The sequence below is a fragment of the Polaromonas sp. genome, assembly GCF_049790275.1.
Lineage (GTDB): Bacteria > Pseudomonadota > Gammaproteobacteria > Burkholderiales > Burkholderiaceae_C > Polaromonas.
Genome location: NZ_JBAQYR010000173.1, coordinates 1 through 18,984, shown reverse-complemented (window position 1 = coordinate 18,984; position 18,984 = coordinate 1). Strand labels below are relative to the sequence as shown.

General features: G+C 64.2%; 22 protein-coding genes. 5 read left to right on the top strand and 17 right to left on the bottom strand.

Going from position 1 to position 18,984, the window contains the following annotated elements:
- The 3 genes from WA904_RS22185 to WA904_RS22175 form a co-directional block, all read right to left on the bottom strand.
- A partial coding sequence (locus tag WA904_RS22185; RefSeq protein WP_425199292.1) for a protein-disulfide reductase DsbD domain-containing protein occupies window positions 1-1,012 on the bottom strand: 1,012 nt, incomplete at its 3' end.
- A 104-nt stretch (window positions 1,013-1,116) separates the two neighbouring features.
- Entirely contained in the window at window positions 1,117-1,446 is a 330-nt protein-coding gene (locus WA904_RS22180; protein ID WP_425199289.1) for a DUF167 domain-containing protein, read from the bottom strand.
- An 8-nt stretch (window positions 1,447-1,454) separates the two neighbouring features.
- On the bottom strand, window positions 1,455-2,219 hold the full coding sequence (locus WA904_RS22175; protein ID WP_425199288.1) for an alanyl-tRNA editing protein: 765 nt from the start codon (window positions 2,217-2,219) through the stop codon (window positions 1,455-1,457).
- 17 nt (window positions 2,220-2,236) lie between these two features.
- Here WA904_RS22175 and WA904_RS22170 point away from each other — a divergent pair, with 17 nt between their 5' ends.
- From WA904_RS22170 to cutA, 4 genes are all read left to right on the top strand, one after another.
- A complete protein-coding gene (locus tag WA904_RS22170) occupies window positions 2,237-3,868 on the top strand; it encodes a DUF4080 domain-containing protein (RefSeq protein ID WP_425199287.1) in 1,632 nt (543 codons plus the stop codon).
- Window positions 3,869-3,892: 24 nt separating this feature from the next.
- Window positions 3,893-4,696, top strand: a complete 804-nt coding sequence (locus WA904_RS22165; protein ID WP_425199286.1) for a creatininase family protein — start codon at window positions 3,893-3,895, stop codon at window positions 4,694-4,696.
- Between the two features lie 118 nt (window positions 4,697-4,814).
- Window positions 4,815-6,155 (top strand): PQQ-dependent sugar dehydrogenase, encoded by a 1,341-nt coding sequence (locus WA904_RS22160; protein ID WP_425199285.1) that lies wholly within the window; start codon window positions 4,815-4,817, stop codon window positions 6,153-6,155.
- 13 nt (window positions 6,156-6,168) lie between these two features.
- The gene (gene cutA / locus WA904_RS22155) at window positions 6,169-6,510 is read left to right on the top strand and encodes a divalent-cation tolerance protein CutA (protein ID WP_425199284.1); all 342 of its coding nucleotides are present in this window, start codon (window positions 6,169-6,171) and stop codon (window positions 6,508-6,510) included.
- On the opposite strand, the gene WA904_RS22150 is transcribed toward cutA, so the two are convergent.
- The 4 genes from WA904_RS22150 to WA904_RS22135 all read right to left on the bottom strand — a co-directional run bounded on the left by WA904_RS22150 (window position 6,505) and on the right by WA904_RS22135 (window position 11,003).
- Window positions 6,505-7,173 (bottom strand): histidine phosphatase family protein, encoded by a 669-nt coding sequence (locus tag WA904_RS22150; RefSeq protein WP_425199283.1) that lies wholly within the window; start codon window positions 7,171-7,173, stop codon window positions 6,505-6,507. The genes cutA and WA904_RS22150 overlap by 6 nt on opposite strands.
- Window positions 7,174-7,259: 86 nt before the next feature.
- Window positions 7,260-8,486, bottom strand: coding sequence for a D-amino acid dehydrogenase (locus tag WA904_RS22145; protein ID WP_425199282.1), 1,227 nt, complete (start codon window positions 8,484-8,486; stop codon window positions 7,260-7,262).
- Between the two features lie 64 nt (window positions 8,487-8,550).
- Window positions 8,551-10,005: an N-acyl-D-amino-acid deacylase family protein gene (locus tag WA904_RS22140; protein ID WP_425199281.1), complete on the bottom strand. Its 1,455-nt coding sequence runs from the start codon at window positions 10,003-10,005 to the stop codon at window positions 8,551-8,553.
- A complete protein-coding gene (locus tag WA904_RS22135) occupies window positions 10,002-11,003 on the bottom strand; it encodes a Bug family tripartite tricarboxylate transporter substrate binding protein (protein WP_425199280.1) in 1,002 nt (333 codons plus the stop codon). Before WA904_RS22135 ends, WA904_RS22140 begins: the two co-directional genes overlap by 4 nt.
- 103 nt (window positions 11,004-11,106) lie before the next feature.
- Between WA904_RS22135 and WA904_RS22130 the strand changes: the two genes are divergently transcribed.
- Window positions 11,107-12,009, top strand: coding sequence for a LysR substrate-binding domain-containing protein (locus tag WA904_RS22130; RefSeq protein WP_425199279.1), 903 nt, complete (start codon window positions 11,107-11,109; stop codon window positions 12,007-12,009).
- Here the strand turns inward: WA904_RS22130 and WA904_RS22125 are convergent.
- The 10 genes from WA904_RS22125 to WA904_RS22080 all read right to left on the bottom strand — a co-directional run.
- A complete protein-coding gene (locus WA904_RS22125; RefSeq protein WP_425199278.1) occupies window positions 11,985-13,010 on the bottom strand; it encodes a threonine dehydratase in 1,026 nt (341 codons plus the stop codon). The genes WA904_RS22130 and WA904_RS22125 overlap by 25 nt on opposite strands.
- Window positions 13,007-13,645, bottom strand: coding sequence for a LysE family translocator (locus WA904_RS22120; RefSeq protein ID WP_425199277.1), 639 nt, complete (start codon window positions 13,643-13,645; stop codon window positions 13,007-13,009). Before WA904_RS22120 ends, WA904_RS22125 begins: the two co-directional genes overlap by 4 nt.
- Entirely contained in the window at window positions 13,646-14,356 is a 711-nt protein-coding gene (locus WA904_RS22115; protein WP_425199291.1) for a VOC family protein, read from the bottom strand.
- Window positions 14,356-15,288 (bottom strand): PhzF family phenazine biosynthesis protein, encoded by a 933-nt coding sequence (locus WA904_RS22110; protein WP_425199276.1) that lies wholly within the window; start codon window positions 15,286-15,288, stop codon window positions 14,356-14,358. Before WA904_RS22110 ends, WA904_RS22115 begins: the two co-directional genes overlap by 1 nt.
- Before the next feature lie 25 nt (window positions 15,289-15,313).
- Entirely contained in the window at window positions 15,314-15,934 is a 621-nt protein-coding gene (locus WA904_RS22105) for a glutathione S-transferase family protein (RefSeq protein ID WP_425199275.1), read from the bottom strand.
- A complete protein-coding gene (locus WA904_RS22100; protein ID WP_425199290.1) occupies window positions 15,935-17,257 on the bottom strand; it encodes a PLP-dependent aminotransferase family protein in 1,323 nt (440 codons plus the stop codon).
- Between the two features lie 47 nt (window positions 17,258-17,304).
- On the bottom strand, window positions 17,305-17,634 hold the full coding sequence (locus tag WA904_RS22095; RefSeq protein ID WP_425199274.1) for a DHCW motif cupin fold protein: 330 nt from the start codon (window positions 17,632-17,634) through the stop codon (window positions 17,305-17,307).
- 4 nt (window positions 17,635-17,638) lie between these two features.
- On the bottom strand, window positions 17,639-18,106 hold the full coding sequence (locus WA904_RS22090; RefSeq protein ID WP_425199273.1) for a RidA family protein: 468 nt from the start codon (window positions 18,104-18,106) through the stop codon (window positions 17,639-17,641).
- Window positions 18,103-18,435, bottom strand: a complete 333-nt coding sequence (locus WA904_RS22085; protein ID WP_425199272.1) for an antibiotic biosynthesis monooxygenase family protein — start codon at window positions 18,433-18,435, stop codon at window positions 18,103-18,105. The genes WA904_RS22090 and WA904_RS22085 overlap by 4 nt, the downstream gene beginning before the upstream one ends.
- A partial coding sequence (locus WA904_RS22080) for a DMT family transporter (protein WP_425199271.1) occupies window positions 18,435-18,984 on the bottom strand: 550 nt, incomplete at its 5' end. The genes WA904_RS22085 and WA904_RS22080, both read right to left, overlap by 1 nt.

Below are 18,984 nucleotides of genomic sequence, written 5' to 3'. Positions count from 1 at the left end.
GGTTCAGGATGATCCCGCCCAGCAGGGCGCCGAGCAGAGCCGCCATCAGCGTGAGCGACGGCGCGCTCGCGCCTGTGGACGGTGCGCCCAGTGCGGCATTGGCCTTGAGGGCCGCTTCCAGGGCGGGCGGCACGATGGCGGCCGCAGCTGCCGCCTGCCATTCACCCTGGACCGGCGCCTCGATGCGGTAAGCGGTGTTGCTGTCCAGTGCGACCACCACCGGCATCAGGCGCGGGCTTTCCGTGCGCTGGCCCGACAGCGGCAACTGCGCCGTCCAGACCGGGCCCTGCCAGGCCTGCTGCCAGGCACCGGCGGGTTCGATCACGCTGCCGGTTTCGGGGAAAAACGCCAGGGTCTTGCCCTGCAGTCCGGCCGGCAAACCGCGCAGCGCCACCTTGATGCTGTTGGTGCCAACGTCCACCTGGCTGCCCGCCGCCGGCAAGGGCTGCGGGCTTGCGGCGAAAGCAGCGGCGAAGAGCGTGCCGCTGGATGCGGTGGAGCTTCGGGCCGGTATCCGCAGCGCAAAATCGCCTTCCTGCGGAATACATTCCTTCTTGCAGACCAGCCAGCTGGCCTTGAGCCGTATGTCGAGGTTGGCGGCGTTGAAGCCGGGCGCCACGGTCAGCGGCACCGGTAGCAGCACGGTGCCTTCGTAGCCATAGTTGGCGAGTGTGCCTATCGGTATTTTTTTGGGTGTCGGCCAGGCAATTTCGCCCGCCGAAACACCCGCCGGCAGTGTCCATTCGAGCAGCGTCGGCAGGCCGGAGTCGCCGGAGTTTTTCCAGTAGGTGTGCCACTCGGGAATGTGTGCCAGCTGCAGGCCGACCCAGACCGGCTTGCCCGCATCCACACCGTCCGGTGCCCACGCCAGCAATTCAGCCTTGACCTGGTCGGTGTTTACCACCGCGCTGGGGGCGGCCTTGCTTGTGAAGCTGATTTGAGCTGTAGCGCCCGTCGTTGCTACGCAAACAGCTATAAAAAACAGAGCGGACGCGAAGCGCTGGAAAATCATGGTCATGGTGTGAGCGGCGCCACCGCCTTTAGTTCCTGGGGCACCGGGGGAGCAGGCCTCAGGCGCTATTGTCCGGCAGGGCGCCGGTTTGCGCCTGAGGTGGGTCAATCGGCATCCGACAACAGCGAAGTTTGCGCGAAGACTGCCGGCAGTTTTTTGGGCGCCCGGATGCGCAGCTGCTTGTTGACGTTTTCCCGGCCGAACACGACCTCGATGTCGCTGACTGCCACGCCAAACAGCGGCGCCAGGAAACGCAGCATGTGGTCGGTGGCCTTGCCCGCCTGCGGCGCCGCGGTCACGCTGACCTTGAGCTGGGTGCCCTTGGGCTTGCCAATCGCGTCACGGCTGGCCGACGGCTTGCCCAGGATGTTGACCACCAGCACCTCGCCGTCCCAGGCAAAAAAGGAGTCGCCGGTGATGTTTCTCGGGCGCATCGGCAAATTCAGGCGGCGAAGCCCAGCACCACGCGGCGGGTGGTGGCACTCTTCTTCTCGATTTTGGTGACGATCACCGCGCCGATCTCCGACGTGTTGGCCACATGGGTGCCGCCGCAGGGCTGGAAATCGATCATCTGCTCCGTCCCGATGCGGATGGTGCGCACCTGGCCGCTGCCGCGTGGCGGCTGCACGCTCATGCTTTTGACCAGGGCCGGGTTCGCATCGAGCTCCGCATCGGTGATGCTGCCTACCGTGACCGGGTGCACCGCGGCCACCAGCCGGGCAATGCCGGCACTCAGGACGTCCTTGTCCAGCGGGTCCGTCATGTTGAAGTCCAGCCGCGCGTAGTCGGGCGTGATCGAGCAGCCGTTCACGAGCTGTGGCACCAGGTGGCACAGCAGGTGTGTGGTGGTGTGAAAACGCATGAGCCGGTGCCGGCGCGCCCAGTCGATGCGGGCAATCACCTGGTCTCCCACCTGCAGGCCTGTCTGCAGCAGCGCCTCCAGCACCGGGGCATCGGCGTGCGGCAGGGCAGGCAGGTGGCAAACGGCTTCGGTGAATTGGCCTTCCGCGTTTTTGCCCTTGCGCGTGTCGGCGATGACGATCTCGCGGCCGTCGGCCAGCACCAGCACACCGGCATCGCCTGCCTGGCCGCCGCCCAGCGGGTAAAACACCGTGCGGTCCAGCACCAGGCCCTGCTCGCTGATGGCTGTGACCGTGGCCGTGCATTCGGTGAGATAAGCGTCGTCGCGAAACAGGTTTTGCGTCATGGTTTGATAATACCGGCATGAACCGCCTTGCGTCACTGCCCGCCACCCCTGGTCCCGAAAGCCGGGCGCGGATTGTCCTGGCCACGCTGAACGCCAAATACATCCACGCCTCGCTGGGCCTGCGCTACCTGTTGGCGAACATGGACCGGCATGGCGGCGCCGGCCTGCGCGCGCAGACACAGCTGCGCGAGTTTGTCATCGGCCAGCCCGAGACCCGCATGGTGGAAGAACTGCTGGCGCTGCAGCCCGAGGTGATTGGGCTGGGTGTGTACATCTGGAACGTGGTCGAAACCACCCAGCTGGTGCGCCTGCTGAAAACCCTGAGGCCGGAAATCAGGATTGTGCTGGGCGGCCCCGAGGTCAGCCACGAGGTGGAGCAACAGGAGATCTGCCGCCTGGCCGACCATGTGGTGACCGGCTGGGGCGATGTGAGTTTTCCCAGGCTGTGTCGCGCCCTGCTTGACGGCCCGAAGCCATTGATGAAAGTGATTGCCGGCGAACAGCCCGCGCTTGGCGAACTGGCACTGCCTTACCAGGACTACAGCGACGAGGACCTGGCGCAGCGCCTGCTGTATGTCGAGGCTTCGCGCGGCTGCCCTTTCAAGTGCGAGTTCTGCCTGAGTTCGCTCGACAAGACCGCCTGGGCCTTCGAGCTGGACGGCTTCATGGCCGAGATGGAGGCGCTGTACCGCCGCGGCGCGCGCAACTTCAAGTTTGTGGACCGCACCTTCAACCTGAAGATTGACAACTCGGTACGCATCCTGCAGTTTTTCCTGGACCGGATTCAGGAGGCGCAGGATGTGTTTGTGCATTTCGAGGTGGTGCCCGACAGCCTGCCGGACCGCCTGAAGGCGTTGATCGCGCAGTTCCCCGAGGGCTCGCTGCAGTTCGAGGTCGGCATCCAGAGCTTCAACCCCGAGGTGCAGCAGCGCATCTCGCGCAAGCAGGACAACGACAAGACGGCCGACAACCTGCGCTGGCTGGTCAGCGAAAGCCGGGCCCATGTGCATGCGGACCTGATTTTCGGCCTGCCCGGCGAGACGGTGGAGAGTTTTGCCGAGGGCTTTGACCGCCTTTACGGCCTGGCACCGCATGAAATCCAGTTCGGTGTGCTCAAGCGTTTGCGCGGCACGCCGATCACGCGGCACACGGCAGAGTTTGCAATGGCTTACGACCCGCACACGCCCTACACCATCCTGCAAAATTCCACGGTGGACTTTGCGGCCATGCAGCGTATCAAACGGTTTGCGCGTTATTGGGAGATGGTGGCCAACTCCGGGCGGTTTGCAGTCGCGTTGAAGCTGCTGCTGGAGCCGGGCTCGGCCTTCCAGCATTTCCTCAACTTCAGCGACTGGCTCTGGCAGATGACCGGCAAGACCCATGAGTTTGCGCTGGAGAAACTGGTGGATCTGCTGTTTGCGCATCTGGTGCAGGTGCGTGGGCTCAATGAACAAGCCGTGCGTGCCGCCTTGCTGACGGACTACCAGGCGAGCGGCGCGCGAGCCCGGCCGCGTTGCCTGGCGGGCCTGTTGAGTGGCGCGCAGAAGACGCGGCTAACCGACAAGCACGGTGCCGAGCGGCAAAACCGCCATCTGAGTCAGCAAAAAAGCCTGCGCGAAGACATCCGGCAAGCTGCAGCGGCTGCCTGACACAGCTCGCGGCACAATACGGCCATGACAACGCCAAGCCAGCACCGCTACTTTTGGGCTGACCTCAAAAGCCCCGACTTCGCCCGGCTGGACGCGGGCGCATCCATCGCCGTGCTGCCGGTTGCCGCCATCGAGCAGCATGGCCCGCACCTCCCGCTCAGTGTGGACACCGACCTGGTCAACGGCGTGATTGCGCATTGCCTGCCGCACCTGGGCGACGCCCCGGTGTTGTTCCTGCCCACGCAGACGGTCGGGCGCAGCATCGAGCATGTGGCTTTTGCGGGCACGCTGACCCTGGGCGCTGCCACCCTGATCCAGAGCTGGTTGGACCTCGGTGAGTGTGTTGCGCGCACCGGCATCAGGAAGCTGGTTTTTCTGAACTCGCATGGCGGCAATGTCTCGACGCTGGACATCGTCGGGCGTGAGCTGCGGGCCCGCTTCGGCATGACCGCGCTCACCGTCAACACCTTCAGCCTGCCGCTGCCAGCCGATGTCAAAGGCCTGTTCGGGCCCGATGAAGAGCGTTTCGGCGTGCACGGCGGTGACGTTGAAACCTCCATGATGCTGGCGCTGCATTCGCACAAGGTAGACATGGCGCTGGCACAAAACTTCCATTCCAGCAGCCAGGACCGCGCGCAGCAGCATGCCATCCTCGGCAACGGTGTCGGCGCCAAGCTGGCCTGGGCGGCGCAGGACCTGAACCCGCAGGGCGCGGCGGGCAATGCGGCGGCGGCCACGGCGGAAAAAGGCATGGCCGTGCTGCGTGCCAGCGGCCAGGCCCTGGCCGACCTGCTGCAGGAAACCCGCAAGCTTTCCGTCCCGGGCTGACTGGCAGTCTGTTGCTCCGACAGGCAGTTGGGCATCCGGCTGACAGCGCCGGGCCACGGAGCTGGCACAGTCTCTGGATCTGCTGCCCCCGCTGCAGCCAGGCAAAAAAGGAGCCGTCATGCGAATTCCGTGTTTCTCCACTCCCGGCCGGCGACTGCTGGCGGTGCTGTCTGTGTTGCTGGCTGCAGGCCTTGCGGCCTGCGGCGATACCTCCAAGGTGCCGCCTGGCACCGACGTGGGCGCCACGCCGACCCTGACCGAACCGGTCAAGTCCATGATCCCCACCGTGAACATCGCCCCCGCGCAGGGCTGGCCCGAGGGTGTGAAGCCGCAACCCCAGGCCGGCATGGCGGTCACCGCGCTGGCTACTGGCCTGGACCACCCGCGCTGGGTTTATGTCCTGCCCAACGGCGACGTGCTGGTGGCCGAGAGCAACAATCCGCCCAAACCGGACCCCGGTTTCAGCTTGCGTGGCTGGGTCATGGGCAAGGTCATGAAACGAGCCGGGGCCGCGGTGCCCAGCGCCAACCGCATCACGCTGCTGCGCGACACGGACGGTGACGGCCAGGCGGAAACCCGCACCGTGTTTTTGCAGGGCCTGACGTCCCCGTTCGGCATGGCGCTGGTCGGCAAGGAACTGTTCATCGCCAATGCCGACGCGCTGGTCAAGGTGCCGTATGAAGAAGGCCAGACTACGATCACGGCCACGCCGGTCAAGGTGGTGGACCTGCCGGCCGGCATCAACCACCACTGGACCAAAAACGTGATTGCCAGCCGCGACGGCAGCAAGCTGTACGTCACGGTCGGCTCGAACAGCAACATCGGCGAAAACGGCATGGACATCGAGGTCGACCGCGCGGCCATTCATGAGGTCGACCCCAAAACCGGCACTCGCCGCCTGTTCGCTTCCGGCCTGCGCAATCCCAACGGCATGGGCTGGGGCGCCGACGGCACGCTCTGGACCGTGGTCAACGAGCGTGACGAAATCGGCAGCGACCTGGTGCCCGACTACCTGACCTCTGTGAAGGACGGCGCTTTTTATGGCTGGCCTTACAGCTACTACGGGCAAACCGTCGATGTGCGTGTCAAGCCGCCACGGCCCGACCTCGTGGCCAAAGCGGTGGCGCCTGACTACGCGCTCGGTTCACACGTTGCGCCGCTGGGCATGGTTTTCTCGGAAGGCAACCAACTGCCTTCTTCCCTGGCCAGTGGCGTGTTCATCGGCGAACACGGCTCCTGGAACCGCAAGCCGCACAGCGGCTACAAGGTGGTGTTTGTGCCTTTCGTGGGCAACAAACCCACGGGCAAGCCGGTGGATGTGCTGACGGGTTTCCTGAGCCCTGACGGTAAAGCCTACGGACGCCCGGTCGGCGTGGCCATCGACAAGCGCGGCGGCTTGCTGGTGGCCGACGATGTGGGCAATGTGATCTGGCGTGTCAGCGGCCAGACGCCGCGCTAGGTTCATCCGGGTGATGGACGCGGTGTGTATCGTGATGACGGCCATCAACAATGAGGCCGCCGCGGAGGCACTGGCGCAGCAGTTGGTCGAAGCCAGACTCGCGGCCTGTGTTCAGGTGATGCCTGTGAAGAGTTTTTATGTCTGGCAGGGCGAGAGCCACCGCGAAGCGGAATACCTGCTGCTGGTCAAGACCCGTGCGGCGCTGTACACGCAAGTGGAAAAATTCATTCTCGCCAACCACCCCTATGAGGTGCCGGAAATTCTGCAAGTGCCAGTTACTGCGGGCGCTGCGGGTTATCTGCAATGGCTGCAGGCCGGAACGCTGGACGGTGACGGTAAACCCCTGCCTCTATGAGTAGGTGATCCAGTCCGCGTGTTCCGGTGCATCCAGGTGCGGCAGGGTGTTGTAGGTCACCAGCATGTGCCGCTTGGGTGTGAAGGCAAATTCGGTGACCGAGCAGTTGCGGATGCGCAGGTTCAGGTCGATGGTGGCCTCGGGGCTGGTGCCCAGCACATGGCCCACGGCGGTGGCAATCGGGCCGCCGCTGGAGACCAGCAACACGTTACCGGTATAGCTGGTCTTGACGTGGTCCAGCACCCCGGTGATGCCTGCCACAAAATCGGTGTAACTGGGCATGCCGCGCGGGCTGACCACACCGGCCATCCACTGCGCCAGGCCGTCCTTGAGCAGGCGGAAGTGGCCGCGAACCATCTCGGGCGAAGTCGGTTTTTCGAGTTTGGCCGGATGGATGGCCGCGATCACCGCTTCCGCGTCGTATTCGTTGAGCCCGGTTTGCCGCAAGGCATCGAGCGCCGTACCCATTCCCTGGCAGATGCCTTCGAAGGTCTGGATCTGGCGGTTCAGCGTGCCGGTCAGCGCAGCGTCGAAGGTCACGCCCTTGTATTTGAAGTATTCCCCCAGGCGCACGCTCTGCATGTGCCCCATGCTGCTCAGCACATCGTAGTTTTCAGCGCCAAACGAGGCCTGGCCGTGGCGCACGAGGTAAAGGGTTCCCATCGGTAAATTGTGACCATACCCGTGGCTTCACAGCGTCTCATGCGTGACTTGGAAACCGCAGGCGGTCGCGCCGCCCGGCAGTGGGGTCAACTCTTGTTGCCCAGACTATCCGGCTCCGCCACCAATGCGGCAGCCAGTTTTGCGCTACCTGCGGCAAGTGTGAACCCGAGAGCGCCGTGCCCCACGTTAAGGGTCACGTTGGCGATGCGGGACCTTCTGATGATGGGCACAGAGGTCGGGGTCGCCGGCCTCAGTCCGGCCCAGGCTTGGGGGTATGCCATCTCGCATGCACCGGGATAAATTTTTTCCACGGTCCGGGTAATGCGTTCAATCGTGTGGGGCGCCGCCTCCAGCCCGTAACCCGCAAACTCTGCCATCGCAGCGACCCGCAGTTTGCCGTCCAGAGGCGCCAGCACCATTTTCTGTGAGAGATCGGTGACGTTGACTTTGGGAATAGCCTGGTTGGGCCTGAGCGGCAGTGTCACGCTGTATCCCTTGATCGGGTAGATCGGCAAATGTTCACCCAACTGGCTGGCGAGCACGGGTGCCTGGACGCCGGTAGCCAGAACAAATGCGTCTGCGCTGACAAGCCCTTTCCCGGTCTCAATGGAGGTCGCCAGCCCATTGCGGAATAAAAAACCCTTCACCTGTGTGTCAAATAAACAGAGGAGTCCGCGCTTTTTTGCCGCCGCGACAAGAGCGTGGCAAAAAAGGTAGGGGTCGCCGGCGCATTCGCCCTCCGTCCATACGCCGCCGATAAACCCGGGGTAGTTTCCCAGCGCAGGTTCAATGGCGAGGCATTGTTCCCGGTCCAGCAACTGCTGGACCACACCCGCGTAGGCCTGTAGTGCAATTTGTTGCCCTTGCCGCTTGAGCGTGGGTTCATCCGGGCTAAGCACCAGCTTTCCGTTGCGCGTGAAGTTGAATTCCAGGCTGTCGCGGGCCATCCAGTCGTCGAGCGTGGCTTGGCTCAAAGCCGCGATGCCAAGAAGCTGGTGGGTGCCTTGCTCAAGCTGCCTGGCGTTGCACGCCGCCAGAAACCGGAGTCCCCACGCCCATTGCGCCCAGTCGGCTGTCGGGCGCCAGCGCAAGGGGGAGTTTTTGTCCAGAAGCATGGCGGGCAAACCCCGCAGGGTCGCGGGGCTGGCCAGGGGTTCGACATAGCTGTAACTCAGTTGTCCGCCATTGGCAAAACTGGTGCCTTCGCCGGGTGAGCTTTTTCCGTCCACCAACACGACTTCGTGTCCGAGGTCGCACAAATGGTAGGCGGTGGCACACCCGACCACACCGGCGCCGATGACGCAGATCTTCATGCGTGAGCCTGGAAGTTGCGGGCCAGAAGTATCGCGATCTCCGGGTCGGCATAAAAATCGATGCTCATGATGTTCTGGACGGAATGAGCCGCCGACCCGCGTGCGAGGCTATCTGTTTACCGCGCCATAGCGCCAGATGACCGTTGACATACACGGCGTGGATGCCGGTTGACGGCACGTCAGGCGCGTCATAACTGGCGTTGTCACGCACTTCCAGGGGATCAAACAACACCAGGTCCGCGCTGTTGCCGGGCGCAATGGTTCCGCGGCCTGTCAGGCCGAATCGCCGTGCCGGCAGCCCGGTCATTTTGTGGATGGCTGTTTCCAGTGGAAGCAGTTTTTTGTCCCGGCTGTAATGGCCCAGCACGCGGGGGAAAGTCCCCCACAGCCTGGGATGGGGGCGATGGTCATGCGGCAGGCCATCGGAACCGATCATGGTCAGCGGGTGTTGCAGGACGCGTTCGACATCTTCGGCGGCCATCGCAAAGTAGATGGCACCGCCTGGCATCAGGCGTTGGGCCGCCGCATGCAGACTGAGCCCCCAGCTTTCTGCAATGGTCTTCAGGCTTTTGCCGCTGTGCTCCGGATATGCCTGCGACCAGGTGATCAGCACTTCTTTCGTGCGGCTGGCTTTTTCGGCGTTAAGCATCGTGGAGGACGCCTCATACGGGTAACAGTCCAGGCAAACCGATTGCTTCAATGCGGCCTGATCAATGGCCTGCAGGGTTTCCAGCGTGCGGCCGTGGTTTTGGGGACCGACTACCTTGTGATGCGAAATCACCAGGTCCGCCTCGCTGGCGGCGCCGACATCCAGCGCCTCTTTCAGCGCGGCGTCAATGTTGTCGCCTTCGTCGCGCAGATGCATGGCCAGCATGGCGCTGCGCCCTTTCAATGCGGCGCAGACACCGAGCAACTCTTCGGTGGTGGCGGCTCTCGCCGGCGGATAGTAAACACCGGTGGACAGGCCGAACGCGCCGGCGTCCAGAGCTTGCGCGACTTCGTTGGCCATGGCGCTCATCTCCGCCAGTGTGGCGGTGCGTCCGAGATCTTCCACATGCCGCACGCGCAGTGTGGTGTGGCCAATCAAGGGCACGACGTTAATGCACGGTTGCAACTGATCGAGCGCCATCAGGTACTCACGAAAGGTGTTGTGGACGAAAACGTCCCTACCCAGCAAGTCAAGGGGGGCGGGGGGTGCGCGGGTCAGCAGCGGTGCCAGGCTGATGCCGCAATTGCCTGTGACGACAGTGCAGACCCCCTGTGTCAGCTTAGGGTGCGGCAGCGTGGGTTGCAGCAGCAACTGATCGTCATGCGTGTGGGTGTCGATAAAGCCGGGGCACAGCACCATGCCCGAGGCCTCCACGACGTTGCGGCCCATGCCCCGGCCTGCGGGAGCGATCGCCGATACCCGACCATCGGTCACCACCACGTCGGCGCGGAAGCGGGCGCTACCCGTGCCGTCAATGACGTCCGCACCCCTGATGACGAAATTCTGCGAGGCGAAGCTGGCTTCGCTCATTCCACTTTGGCTCCGGATCGCTTGACAACCTCGGCCCAGCGAGGGGATTCAATCTTGGCCATGGTCATCAGGAGGTTGGGCGGCGAGGCCATGGTCTCGAACGCCATCTGGGCGTACTTTTCCCGGACGGCCTGGGTAGACAGGATGCGGTTGATCTCCACGTTCAGTCGTTCCACCATCTCCACCGGCAAGCCTTTCGGCCCCACGATGCCGCCCCATGCCGTGGTTTCATAACCCTTGACGCCAGCCTCGTCGATGGTTGGCAGTTGCGGAAAGAGGGCGGAGCGGCGTTTGCCGCTGACGCCCAGGGCGCGCACCCGGCCATTCTTGATGTGTGGCCCTATCGACGACAGGTTGTCGAACATCAGGTCGATCTGGCCGCCAATGAGGTCCTGAATGGCTGTTGGGCTGCCGCGATAAGGCACGTGGGTGATGAAGGTGCCGGTGAGTGACTTGAACAACTCTCCGCCCAGATGGCCGGTGGTGCCATTGCCCGCAGAGCCTATGTTCAGCTGGCCGGGGCGGGCTTTGGCGTAGTCAATCAGTTCCCGCACTGTTTTGACGGGGAGCCCATTGCGGACCACGAGGGCGTTCTGGACTGTACCCATCAAGGCAATGCCCGTCAGCGAATCGGGGTCGTAGGGGAGCTTGGCGTAGAGCGACTTGTTGATGGCGAGCGTGACCACATTGCCATAACCCAGGGTGTAGCCGTCGGGGGCCGCGCGGGCAATCTCACTCATGCCAAGCGCGCCGCCTGCACCGGGTTTGTTGTCAATGATGATGGGCTGGCCCAGCGCGACGCTCAGCTCATTGCCGAGCAGGCGGCAAATGACGTCGGGTGCGCCACCTGCGGCGGACGGCACAACCAGGCGTATCGGTTTTCCTGGGTAGTTTTGGGAAAAGACCGGGCTTGCCACGATGAAGGAGCCGACGGCAGCGGCCGTGCCACGCAGAACATCGCGTCTGCGCAGCGCTGCAGTATTATTGATAATGTTCATGCCCGATCCTTGTTGGGTTGTTGGAAGGTGAAGTGAATTTAATTCGACATCGCCCACCAGACAAACGAATAGTTTTATTTGTCGCAATAGTTTTATTCATGTCATGGCCACACTTCCTTCCCTGACGGCGCTGCGCTGCTTCGACGCCAGCGCGCGCCATGAAAGTTTTACCAAGGCCGCAGCGGAGATTCATCTCACCCAGGGGGCAGTGAGTCATCAGGTGCTGGGGCTGGAGGCACAGCTGGGCGTGTCGCTGTTTGTACGCAAGCGCGCGGGGCTCAAGCTCACCAGCGTGGGCAGCGCCTATCTGGCGGAAGTGTCCAGCGCCTTGCGCCAGCTTGAGCGGGCCACGCAAAACGTGGTGACCCACAAGGGCGCGGGAGGCGCCCTCAATCTGTGTGTGGCGTCCAGTTTTGCCACTTACTGGCTCATCCCGCGCCTGAGCGGATTTGTGGCGGCCCACCCTGAAGTCACGCTGAACCTGTCCACACACATCGGGCCGGTGGACTTTTCCAGCGTCCCGCATGACGCTGCCATCGAGTTTTGCAGCGGTGCGAGCGCTGGCCTGCGCGCCGAACTTGTGCTTCCCCTGTCGCTTCGACCCTACGTCGCCCCCCGCTTGTTGAAGGGCTTGCCGCGCGGGAATGGCCAGCATGCGCTGAAAAATGTACTGGCGGCCTACCCGTTGATCCGCCACACCACGGTGCCCCACGCCTGGGCAAGCTGGCTGGCGCAAGCAGGGTTGACCGGGCTGTTGCCGGCCCAGCGTTTGGATGCCGGCCCCCAGTACGATTTGCTTTCCATGGCCCTGAACGGCGTGATTGCCGGGCTGGGTGTGGCGCTTCTTCCGGAGTATGTAGCTGCCGGGGCTGTGGCAAGCGGCCAGGTCAGGCCACTGTCACCGATGGCGTGGAAAGCAGAAAAAGCCTACTACCTGCGCTACCCCGAGTGGAAGGCGGAGATGAGGGTTTTGCAGCGGTTTCAGGACTGGCTCAAATCGGCCTGATCGCCGGGCGCCAGGACTTTGGCAAAAACGACGCTGTCCACATTGCCGCCGCACAGGGTCACGCCCACCACCTGTCCCTTGAGTTGTTTGCGTTCCTGCATCGCTGCTGCAAAACTGGCGGCGCCCGCGCCTTCTGCCACGTTGTGGGTGTCGCTGTACAAGTCACGCATGGCTTGAGCCACCTCGGCATCGGTGACTTTCACAACTTGGTCCAGGTGGGGCAGCAGGATGTCCAGCGCTTTCTGGTCCGCGATGCGGCAGGCCATGCCGTCGGCCAGCTCGGTGCTGACCGGTGCTTCGACGACGCGGCCGGCAGCCAGTGAGTCGGCATAAGTGGTGGCATGGGCGCTGACCACACCGACGATGCGCAGGTCGCGTTTCAGGGCCCGCTTGGCGGCAATCGCCGAACACGCGCCCGAACCCTGGCCGATCGGCACATACACCACATCGAGCTGCGGCACGGCCAGCATGAACTCCCACCAGTAGGTGCTCACGCCGCTGAGCAGGTCGGCATGAAAACTCGGCACCATGTGGGCGCCGCGTTCGGTCGCCAGGCGCATCGCGAACTCGCGGCTTTCCTGGAAGTCCTCGCCGTGTTCGATCAAGGTGACGCCGAGCGCGCGCATGGCGGCGTTTTTCTCCAGCGAATTGCCGCGCGGAACCACGATGGTGCAGGCCACGCCGTGTACACGCGCCGCCCAGCCCATGCTCTGGCCGTGGTTGCCGCGGGTGGCACTGATCACCTCGGCCGGCAGCTCGCCGGCCTGTTTCAGGGCGTCGAAATACGTCAGCCCGCCGCGTATCTTGAAGGCGCCGACCGGTGTGTGGTTCTCGTGCTTGATCCAGCAGTCGGTGCCCAGGCGCTGGCTGGACAGACCCCAGCGGTATTGCGGCGTGGCCTGGAACTCACGGTAGACCACACGGGCTGCGTGTTCGATGGCCTGCAGATCCGGCAGCCCCATGAGAGATGGCAGCGCTTGCTCGCGCAGCACCGCGCTCATGCTGCGGCCCGCTTCTCGGTCAGCAGGCGCAGCGCCAGCAGGCCCAGCACCGTGCCCATGACGTAGCGCTGCACCCGCATCCAGGTGATGTTGCGGTTCAGGAAAACAGCCAGGCCGGCGGCAAAGAAAATGATCAGGGTGTTGATGGCCATGCTCACGCTGATCTGGACCGCCCCCAGGGTCAGGCTTTGCTGCAGCAATTGGCCGCGCTCCGGGTGCAGGAACTGCGGAAAAAAGGAGAGGTAAAACATTGCCACTTTGGGGTTGAGCAGGTTGGTCATGAAACCCATCAGGAACAGCGTGCGCGGCGGGTCGTTCGGCAACTGGCGGGTTTCAAAGGGGGACAGCCCGCCCGGCTTGACAGCCTGCCATGCCAGCCACAGCAGGTAGGCTGCGCCCAGCACCTTGATGGCGGTAAAAGCCATGGGCACCGCCAGCAGCAGCGCGGTGAGCCCGAAGGAAGCGGCCAGCAGATGCACCACAAAGCCGGCTGCCACGCCTCCCAGCGACACCATGCCGGCGCCGCGGCCCTGGCACAGCGTGCGCGAGATGCAGTAAATCATGTTGGGCCCGGGTGTGAGCACCAGCGCCAGCGCAACCAGGGCAAACCAGGCGAGTTCGGTAACCGTCAACATCTAGATTCCTTTCGATTCGAGTTGGACCCGGCCGCGCGGCGTTTGCAGCGTGGCGACCAGGCTGGGCGCGCCCTGTGCCAGCGTCACGCCCACCAGCCCGATGGCGTCATAACCAGCCTGCAGTTTTTCCGGGCGCGGATGGCTGACCCGCAATGCTTCGAGCGTCACGCCCGAGGCTTGCATGGTGTCGAGCGGATGGGCTGCACGCGCCGGGTCTTCGGATGCCCGGCCCCACTGGATCAACGTGGGCAGGCCGCCGTAGAAAAGCCGCTGGCCGTCGTCGCGCACCGTGATGCGCCAGCTCAGCAGGGCACTGGCGGTCTGGCGCGAGGCCTGCACGACGGCGCCGCGGTCCAGGCCCTGCGCAGCCAGCGCCTTGACGGCGGAAACCACGCCCGGCACGCTCGCGACAAAATGAATCAGCTGCGGCCCTTCACCGCTCAACCGCGACTGCAGCACCGGGTCGTCCATGTCGAACCAGCGGTGTTTGCCGGGCGGGCGTGCAGGCGTCACACCGGGCTGGATGGCGATGATCTCGAAGTAGGCGCGCGGGAAGGCCGGGCCTGCGATGCTGAACAGCCGGTTGTGCGTGCCCATAAGCGGGTGCTCGCCGCCCGGCCCCGGGGTGATGCCCAGCGTGGCTTCGCACCATTGAACACCCTGGTCCAGGCTGGCGGCCATGACGACCAGGTGATCGACCTGGGCGGTGATCACAGCGTGACCGTTCCGGCGATGCAGGTGACGGATTCACCGCCGACCCAGACTTGTGTTGTTCCATCCGTGGTCTCCTGCGAGAGGTGAACCCGGCCGGCACGGCCCAGGCAAGTGCCTTGCGCCACGGTGTAGTTGTCGGACGCATGGCCGTCGGCGATCAGCCACTGCGCCAGGCTGGCATTCAGGCTGCCGGTGACCGGGTCTTCGTTGATGCCGATGGATGCCGCAAAGGCGCGTACTTCAAAGTCTGCGCCGGCGGCTTCGGCTGGCGCGGGCTGTGTGCTGCCGCCGAAAGCCCGGGCCTCACGGTTTTTTCGCGCTATTAAAACAGGAGCTGACTGCGCAGCATGGGCGGCGGCCACGCCCACTTTTATTCCCATTTTCTTGAGCGCCAGGTGATCCGCCTCGAGCTGCAGCACGGTGTCGGCGCTGTCCAGCAGCAGGCCCAGCCAGACCGGCCCGTTGTCCAGCAGCTGGGCTGCAACGATATGTTGCGCCTTCAGTCCCAGGGCGGCGGCTATTTGCGCCAGCACGACCGGGCTGGGGGCCGAGCGTTTGAGCGGTGGTGCGGCAAAGGCCAGGCGCACGCCTTCACGCCGGATGGGCACCAGGCCGACCTGGCACTGCTGCACGATCACGTCCTGGCGTTTGGGCTGGCCGCCGGCCTGCAGCCAGGCATGGCAGGTGCCCAGGGTCGGGTGGCCGGCAAAAGGCAGCTCGCCGCCGGGCGTGAAAATGCGCACGCTGTAGTCGGCGGACGGGTCTTCCGGCGGCAGCACAAAGGTGGTTTCCGACAGGTTGGACCAGTGCGCAAAACGCTGCATGGCCGCGCCGTCCAGGCCGCTGCCGTCCAGCACCACGGCCAGCGGATTGCCGAAGTAGGGCTGGCTGGTGAACACATCGACTTGCTTGAAAGGCCTGGTTTTCATGGGGGTGGGTCTGTCAATAAAAATGTCAGGAAAGCGGCAAATCCAGCACACCTTTGCTGGCCTGCCGGGCGCGGATGCTGTCGTACCAGCGTTCGACGTGGGGCCGGCTCTGGCGCGGCTGCGGTAGGCCAAACCAGCGGTGCACTTCGCAGGCCAGGGGAATGTCGGCCACGGTAAAACGCTCGCCGACCATGAAATAGCGCTGCGCCAAGTGGGCATCAAGCGTCGCCATCAGCGCTTCGACGGCGGCGTTGGAGTCAGCCACCAGTGCGGCGTCGCGCTGCTCGGGTGGTGTGCGAATCAGCTGCACGAAGCCGGGCCGGCTGGCCGGGTTCAAGGTGGTCTGTTGCCAGTCCATCCAGCGCTCGGCATCAAAACGCTCGCGCAGGTCGGTGGGGTACATGTCACCCGCTGAATGCCGGGCGCAAAGGTAACGCACGATGACATTGGACTCCCACAGCACGTAACCTTCGTCCTCGATCATCGGCACCAGCGAGTTGGGGTTGAGCTGCATGTACTCGGGTGTCTTGACCACGCCGAACAGGCCGCCGGCCTCGGTGCGCTGGAAGTCCAGCCCAAGTTCCTGCGCTGTCCACACCACCTTCTTGACGTTGATCGAGCTCATCCGCCCCCAGATCTTCAGCATCTATTTGGCCTCCACGCTGACGCTGTTGGCCCCCACGCTTCCCACTGCGTGTGGTTCGCTGCCCCCCGGGGGGGCGCTGCGCCTGCGGCCCGGCGAAGCCGGTTCCGCGGCCCCCGCTTGTGAAGAGGGGTCCACCGCGCTTGTGGCTGCACTGGCCTGCGCTGGCCGGCTTTCCCGGATGGCTGCGGCCAGCGCCGCCACACCGGTGTTGATCTGGTCGATGCTGGCCGTCACGAAAGACAGGCGCAGGCTGCGCTGATCGGCGTTGTCGGCATAAAACGCGGCGCCCGGCACAAAGGCCACGTTCTTTTCAACCGCCAGGGGCAGCAGCTCCACCGCATTCATCCCCTGCGGCAAACGAGCCCATAAAAACATGCCGCCGTCGGGCGTGTTCCAGCTGACGTCGGTGGGCATTTCGCGTTTCAGCGCGGCCAGCATGGCGTCGCGTTGCGACTTGTAGAGCGCGCGAATGGTCGGTACGTGGCGGTCCAGGAAGCCGTCCTTCATCACCTCGGCCACCATGCGCTGGTTGAAGCCGGGGCTGTGCAGGTCGGCCGCCTGCTTGGCCTGCAGCAGCTTGGGGTAAAGCGTCTTGGGCGCCACCAGGAAACCGAGACGCAGGCCGGGCGCCAGCACCTTGGAAAACGAACCGAGGTAGAGGCAGCCGTCCGGGTTGCGCGCGCTCAGCGGCAGCGGTGGCGGCGCATCGAACCAGAGGTCGCCATAGGGGTTGTCTTCCACAATCGGCAGGCCCAGTTCGGCGGCGCGGGCCGACAGAGCAGCGCGGCGGGCTTCGCTCATGGTGCGGCCGGTCGGGTTCTGGAAATTGGGCAGCACGTAGAGGAAGCGCGCACCTTTGGCCTTGCGGGTGAGGTCGGCCACGTCAACGCCCTCGTCGTCGCTGGCCACGCTCACGATCTGCGGCTCCATCGGTGTGAAGGCCTGCAGCGCGCCGAGGTAGGTCGGCGTTTCCACCAGGACAGGGCTGTCCTTGTCGATCAGGATCTTGGCCAGCAGGTCCAGGCCCTGCTGCGAGCCGGTGGTGATCAACACCTGTGCCGGGTCCACTTTCCAGGGCAGCATGGCCGCCACCATCTCGCGCAGCGGGCCGTAACCCTCACTGGCGGCATACTGCAGCGCGGCCTGGCCGTCTTCGCGCAGCACCTTGGCGCAGGCCTCGGCAAACGCGCTGATCGGAAAAGTCCTGGGCGAGGGCAGGCCGCCGGCGAAGCTGATGATGCCGGGTTTTTCGGTGACCTTGAGGATCTCGCGGATCACCGAGGGGTTCATTTTTTCGGCACGTGCGGCCAGTGTCCAGTGCATAGGGTTTCTTTCCATGGTTGTTCTCTTTCGTGCCGGCAGTGCCGTCATCAATCCACGATAAACAGTGTCGCACCTTTGGGTGCGGTTGAGCGGTGCGCCTCGGCCTGGTCGGCCACCTGGTAACTCATGCCGGGCCGCAGCACATGCAGGCTGCCGTCTTCCAGTTCCGTGTGCAATTCACCCGTCAGGCACAGCAGGATGTGGCCCTTGCTGCACCAGTGGTCGGACACGTAGCCAGGTGTGTACTCGACCATGCGCACCCGCACCTCGCCGAATTTCTGCGTGCGCCAGAAGGCCTTGCCTTCGAGTGCTGAATGTTCGGTGCGTTCGACGTTGGACCAGTCGGTGGTGCCGAACGGAATGCTGTCTATTTTCATGGCCTTACTCCCTGATGGAAACGATGGCTTCGATTTCCACCGCGAAGCCGCGCGGCAGCGACCCCACCCCGACGGCCGAACGGGCGTGGTGGCCGGCCTCGCCGAAAACCTGCACCAGCAAGTCAGAGCAGCCGTTGATGACTTCGGTGTGTCCCATGAAATCGGGCGCGGCATTGACCATGCCCAGCACCTTGAGTACACGCCGGACACGCGAGAGCTGGCCCAGGGCCACCTGCATGGTCGCGATCAGGTGCAGGCCGACTTCATGCGCATGGGCGCGCGCCTCTTCGGCGCTGATTTCGCGCCCGACCTTGGGCACCTGGGCCAGTTCCCGGCGCTGTGGCGAGCCCTTGCCCGACAAATAGAGCGTGGAGCCTTCAAGCACCCAGGCGTCAAAATTGCCGCGCGGCGCGGTGACCGGCGGAAGAACCAGACCGAGTTGCTCCAGGCGTTGTTCGGGTGTACCTGTCATGCGCGTTTCCTCTGGTTGGGCGTGATGTGGGTGATCGCGCCGTCGCCGTAGGAGCGCAGCACCTGCGACACGACGATGTGGAAACCCTTGTACCAGCGGGTGTACTGGCTTTTGGCCTCCAGGTGCCTGGGGTGGGCCGAAAACGCGCGCAGCGATTCTTCGTTTTCCCAGAAATAGGTGGCGTTGACCAACACGCCGTCCGCTGAGCGCCAGGACTCCGCCCCGAGGTAGCCCGGCGTGGCAAGCGCAGCTTCCTCAATCAGTGCGTCCAGGGCATGGAAGCGCTCGTCATAAGTGCCGGGTTCGAAAATAAAGGCCGCGGAGTACATCAGGGTTTCCTTGCGTGCAGCAGGGGCGTGGAGCCTGCATCGCCCGCCTGTTTCCGGGAAGCGGGATGCACCGGCATCTTTTTGCCGATGAAGACGGTGGCGATCACGGCGAGGCTGAAGCCCACGGTGACGGCATCCAGTCGCTCGCCGAGCAGCGGCACGGCAAACAGCATGGACAGGAAGGGCTGCACCAACTGAACCTGGCTGACGCGCACGGTGCCGCCCAGTGCCAGGCCACGGTACCAGGCGAAAAAGCCCAGCCACATGGAAAACACGCCCACATACGCAAACCCTGCCCAGGCGCTGGCTTTCAGCGGCGCCGTGGGCCAGCTCAGGATGGACAGCGGCAGCGTCAGGGGCAGTGAGAACACCAGCGCCCAGCAGATCACATGTTCGGCCTGCATGTGCTGCGACAGCCGCGCGCCGTAGCCGTAGCCCACGGCTGCACACAACATGGCGGCCAGCAGCAGGAGGTCTGCGAAATGAATGGACAGGCCTGCCGTGCTGCCGGAGCGCAGCATGGCAAACGCCACCACCAGCGCACTGCCG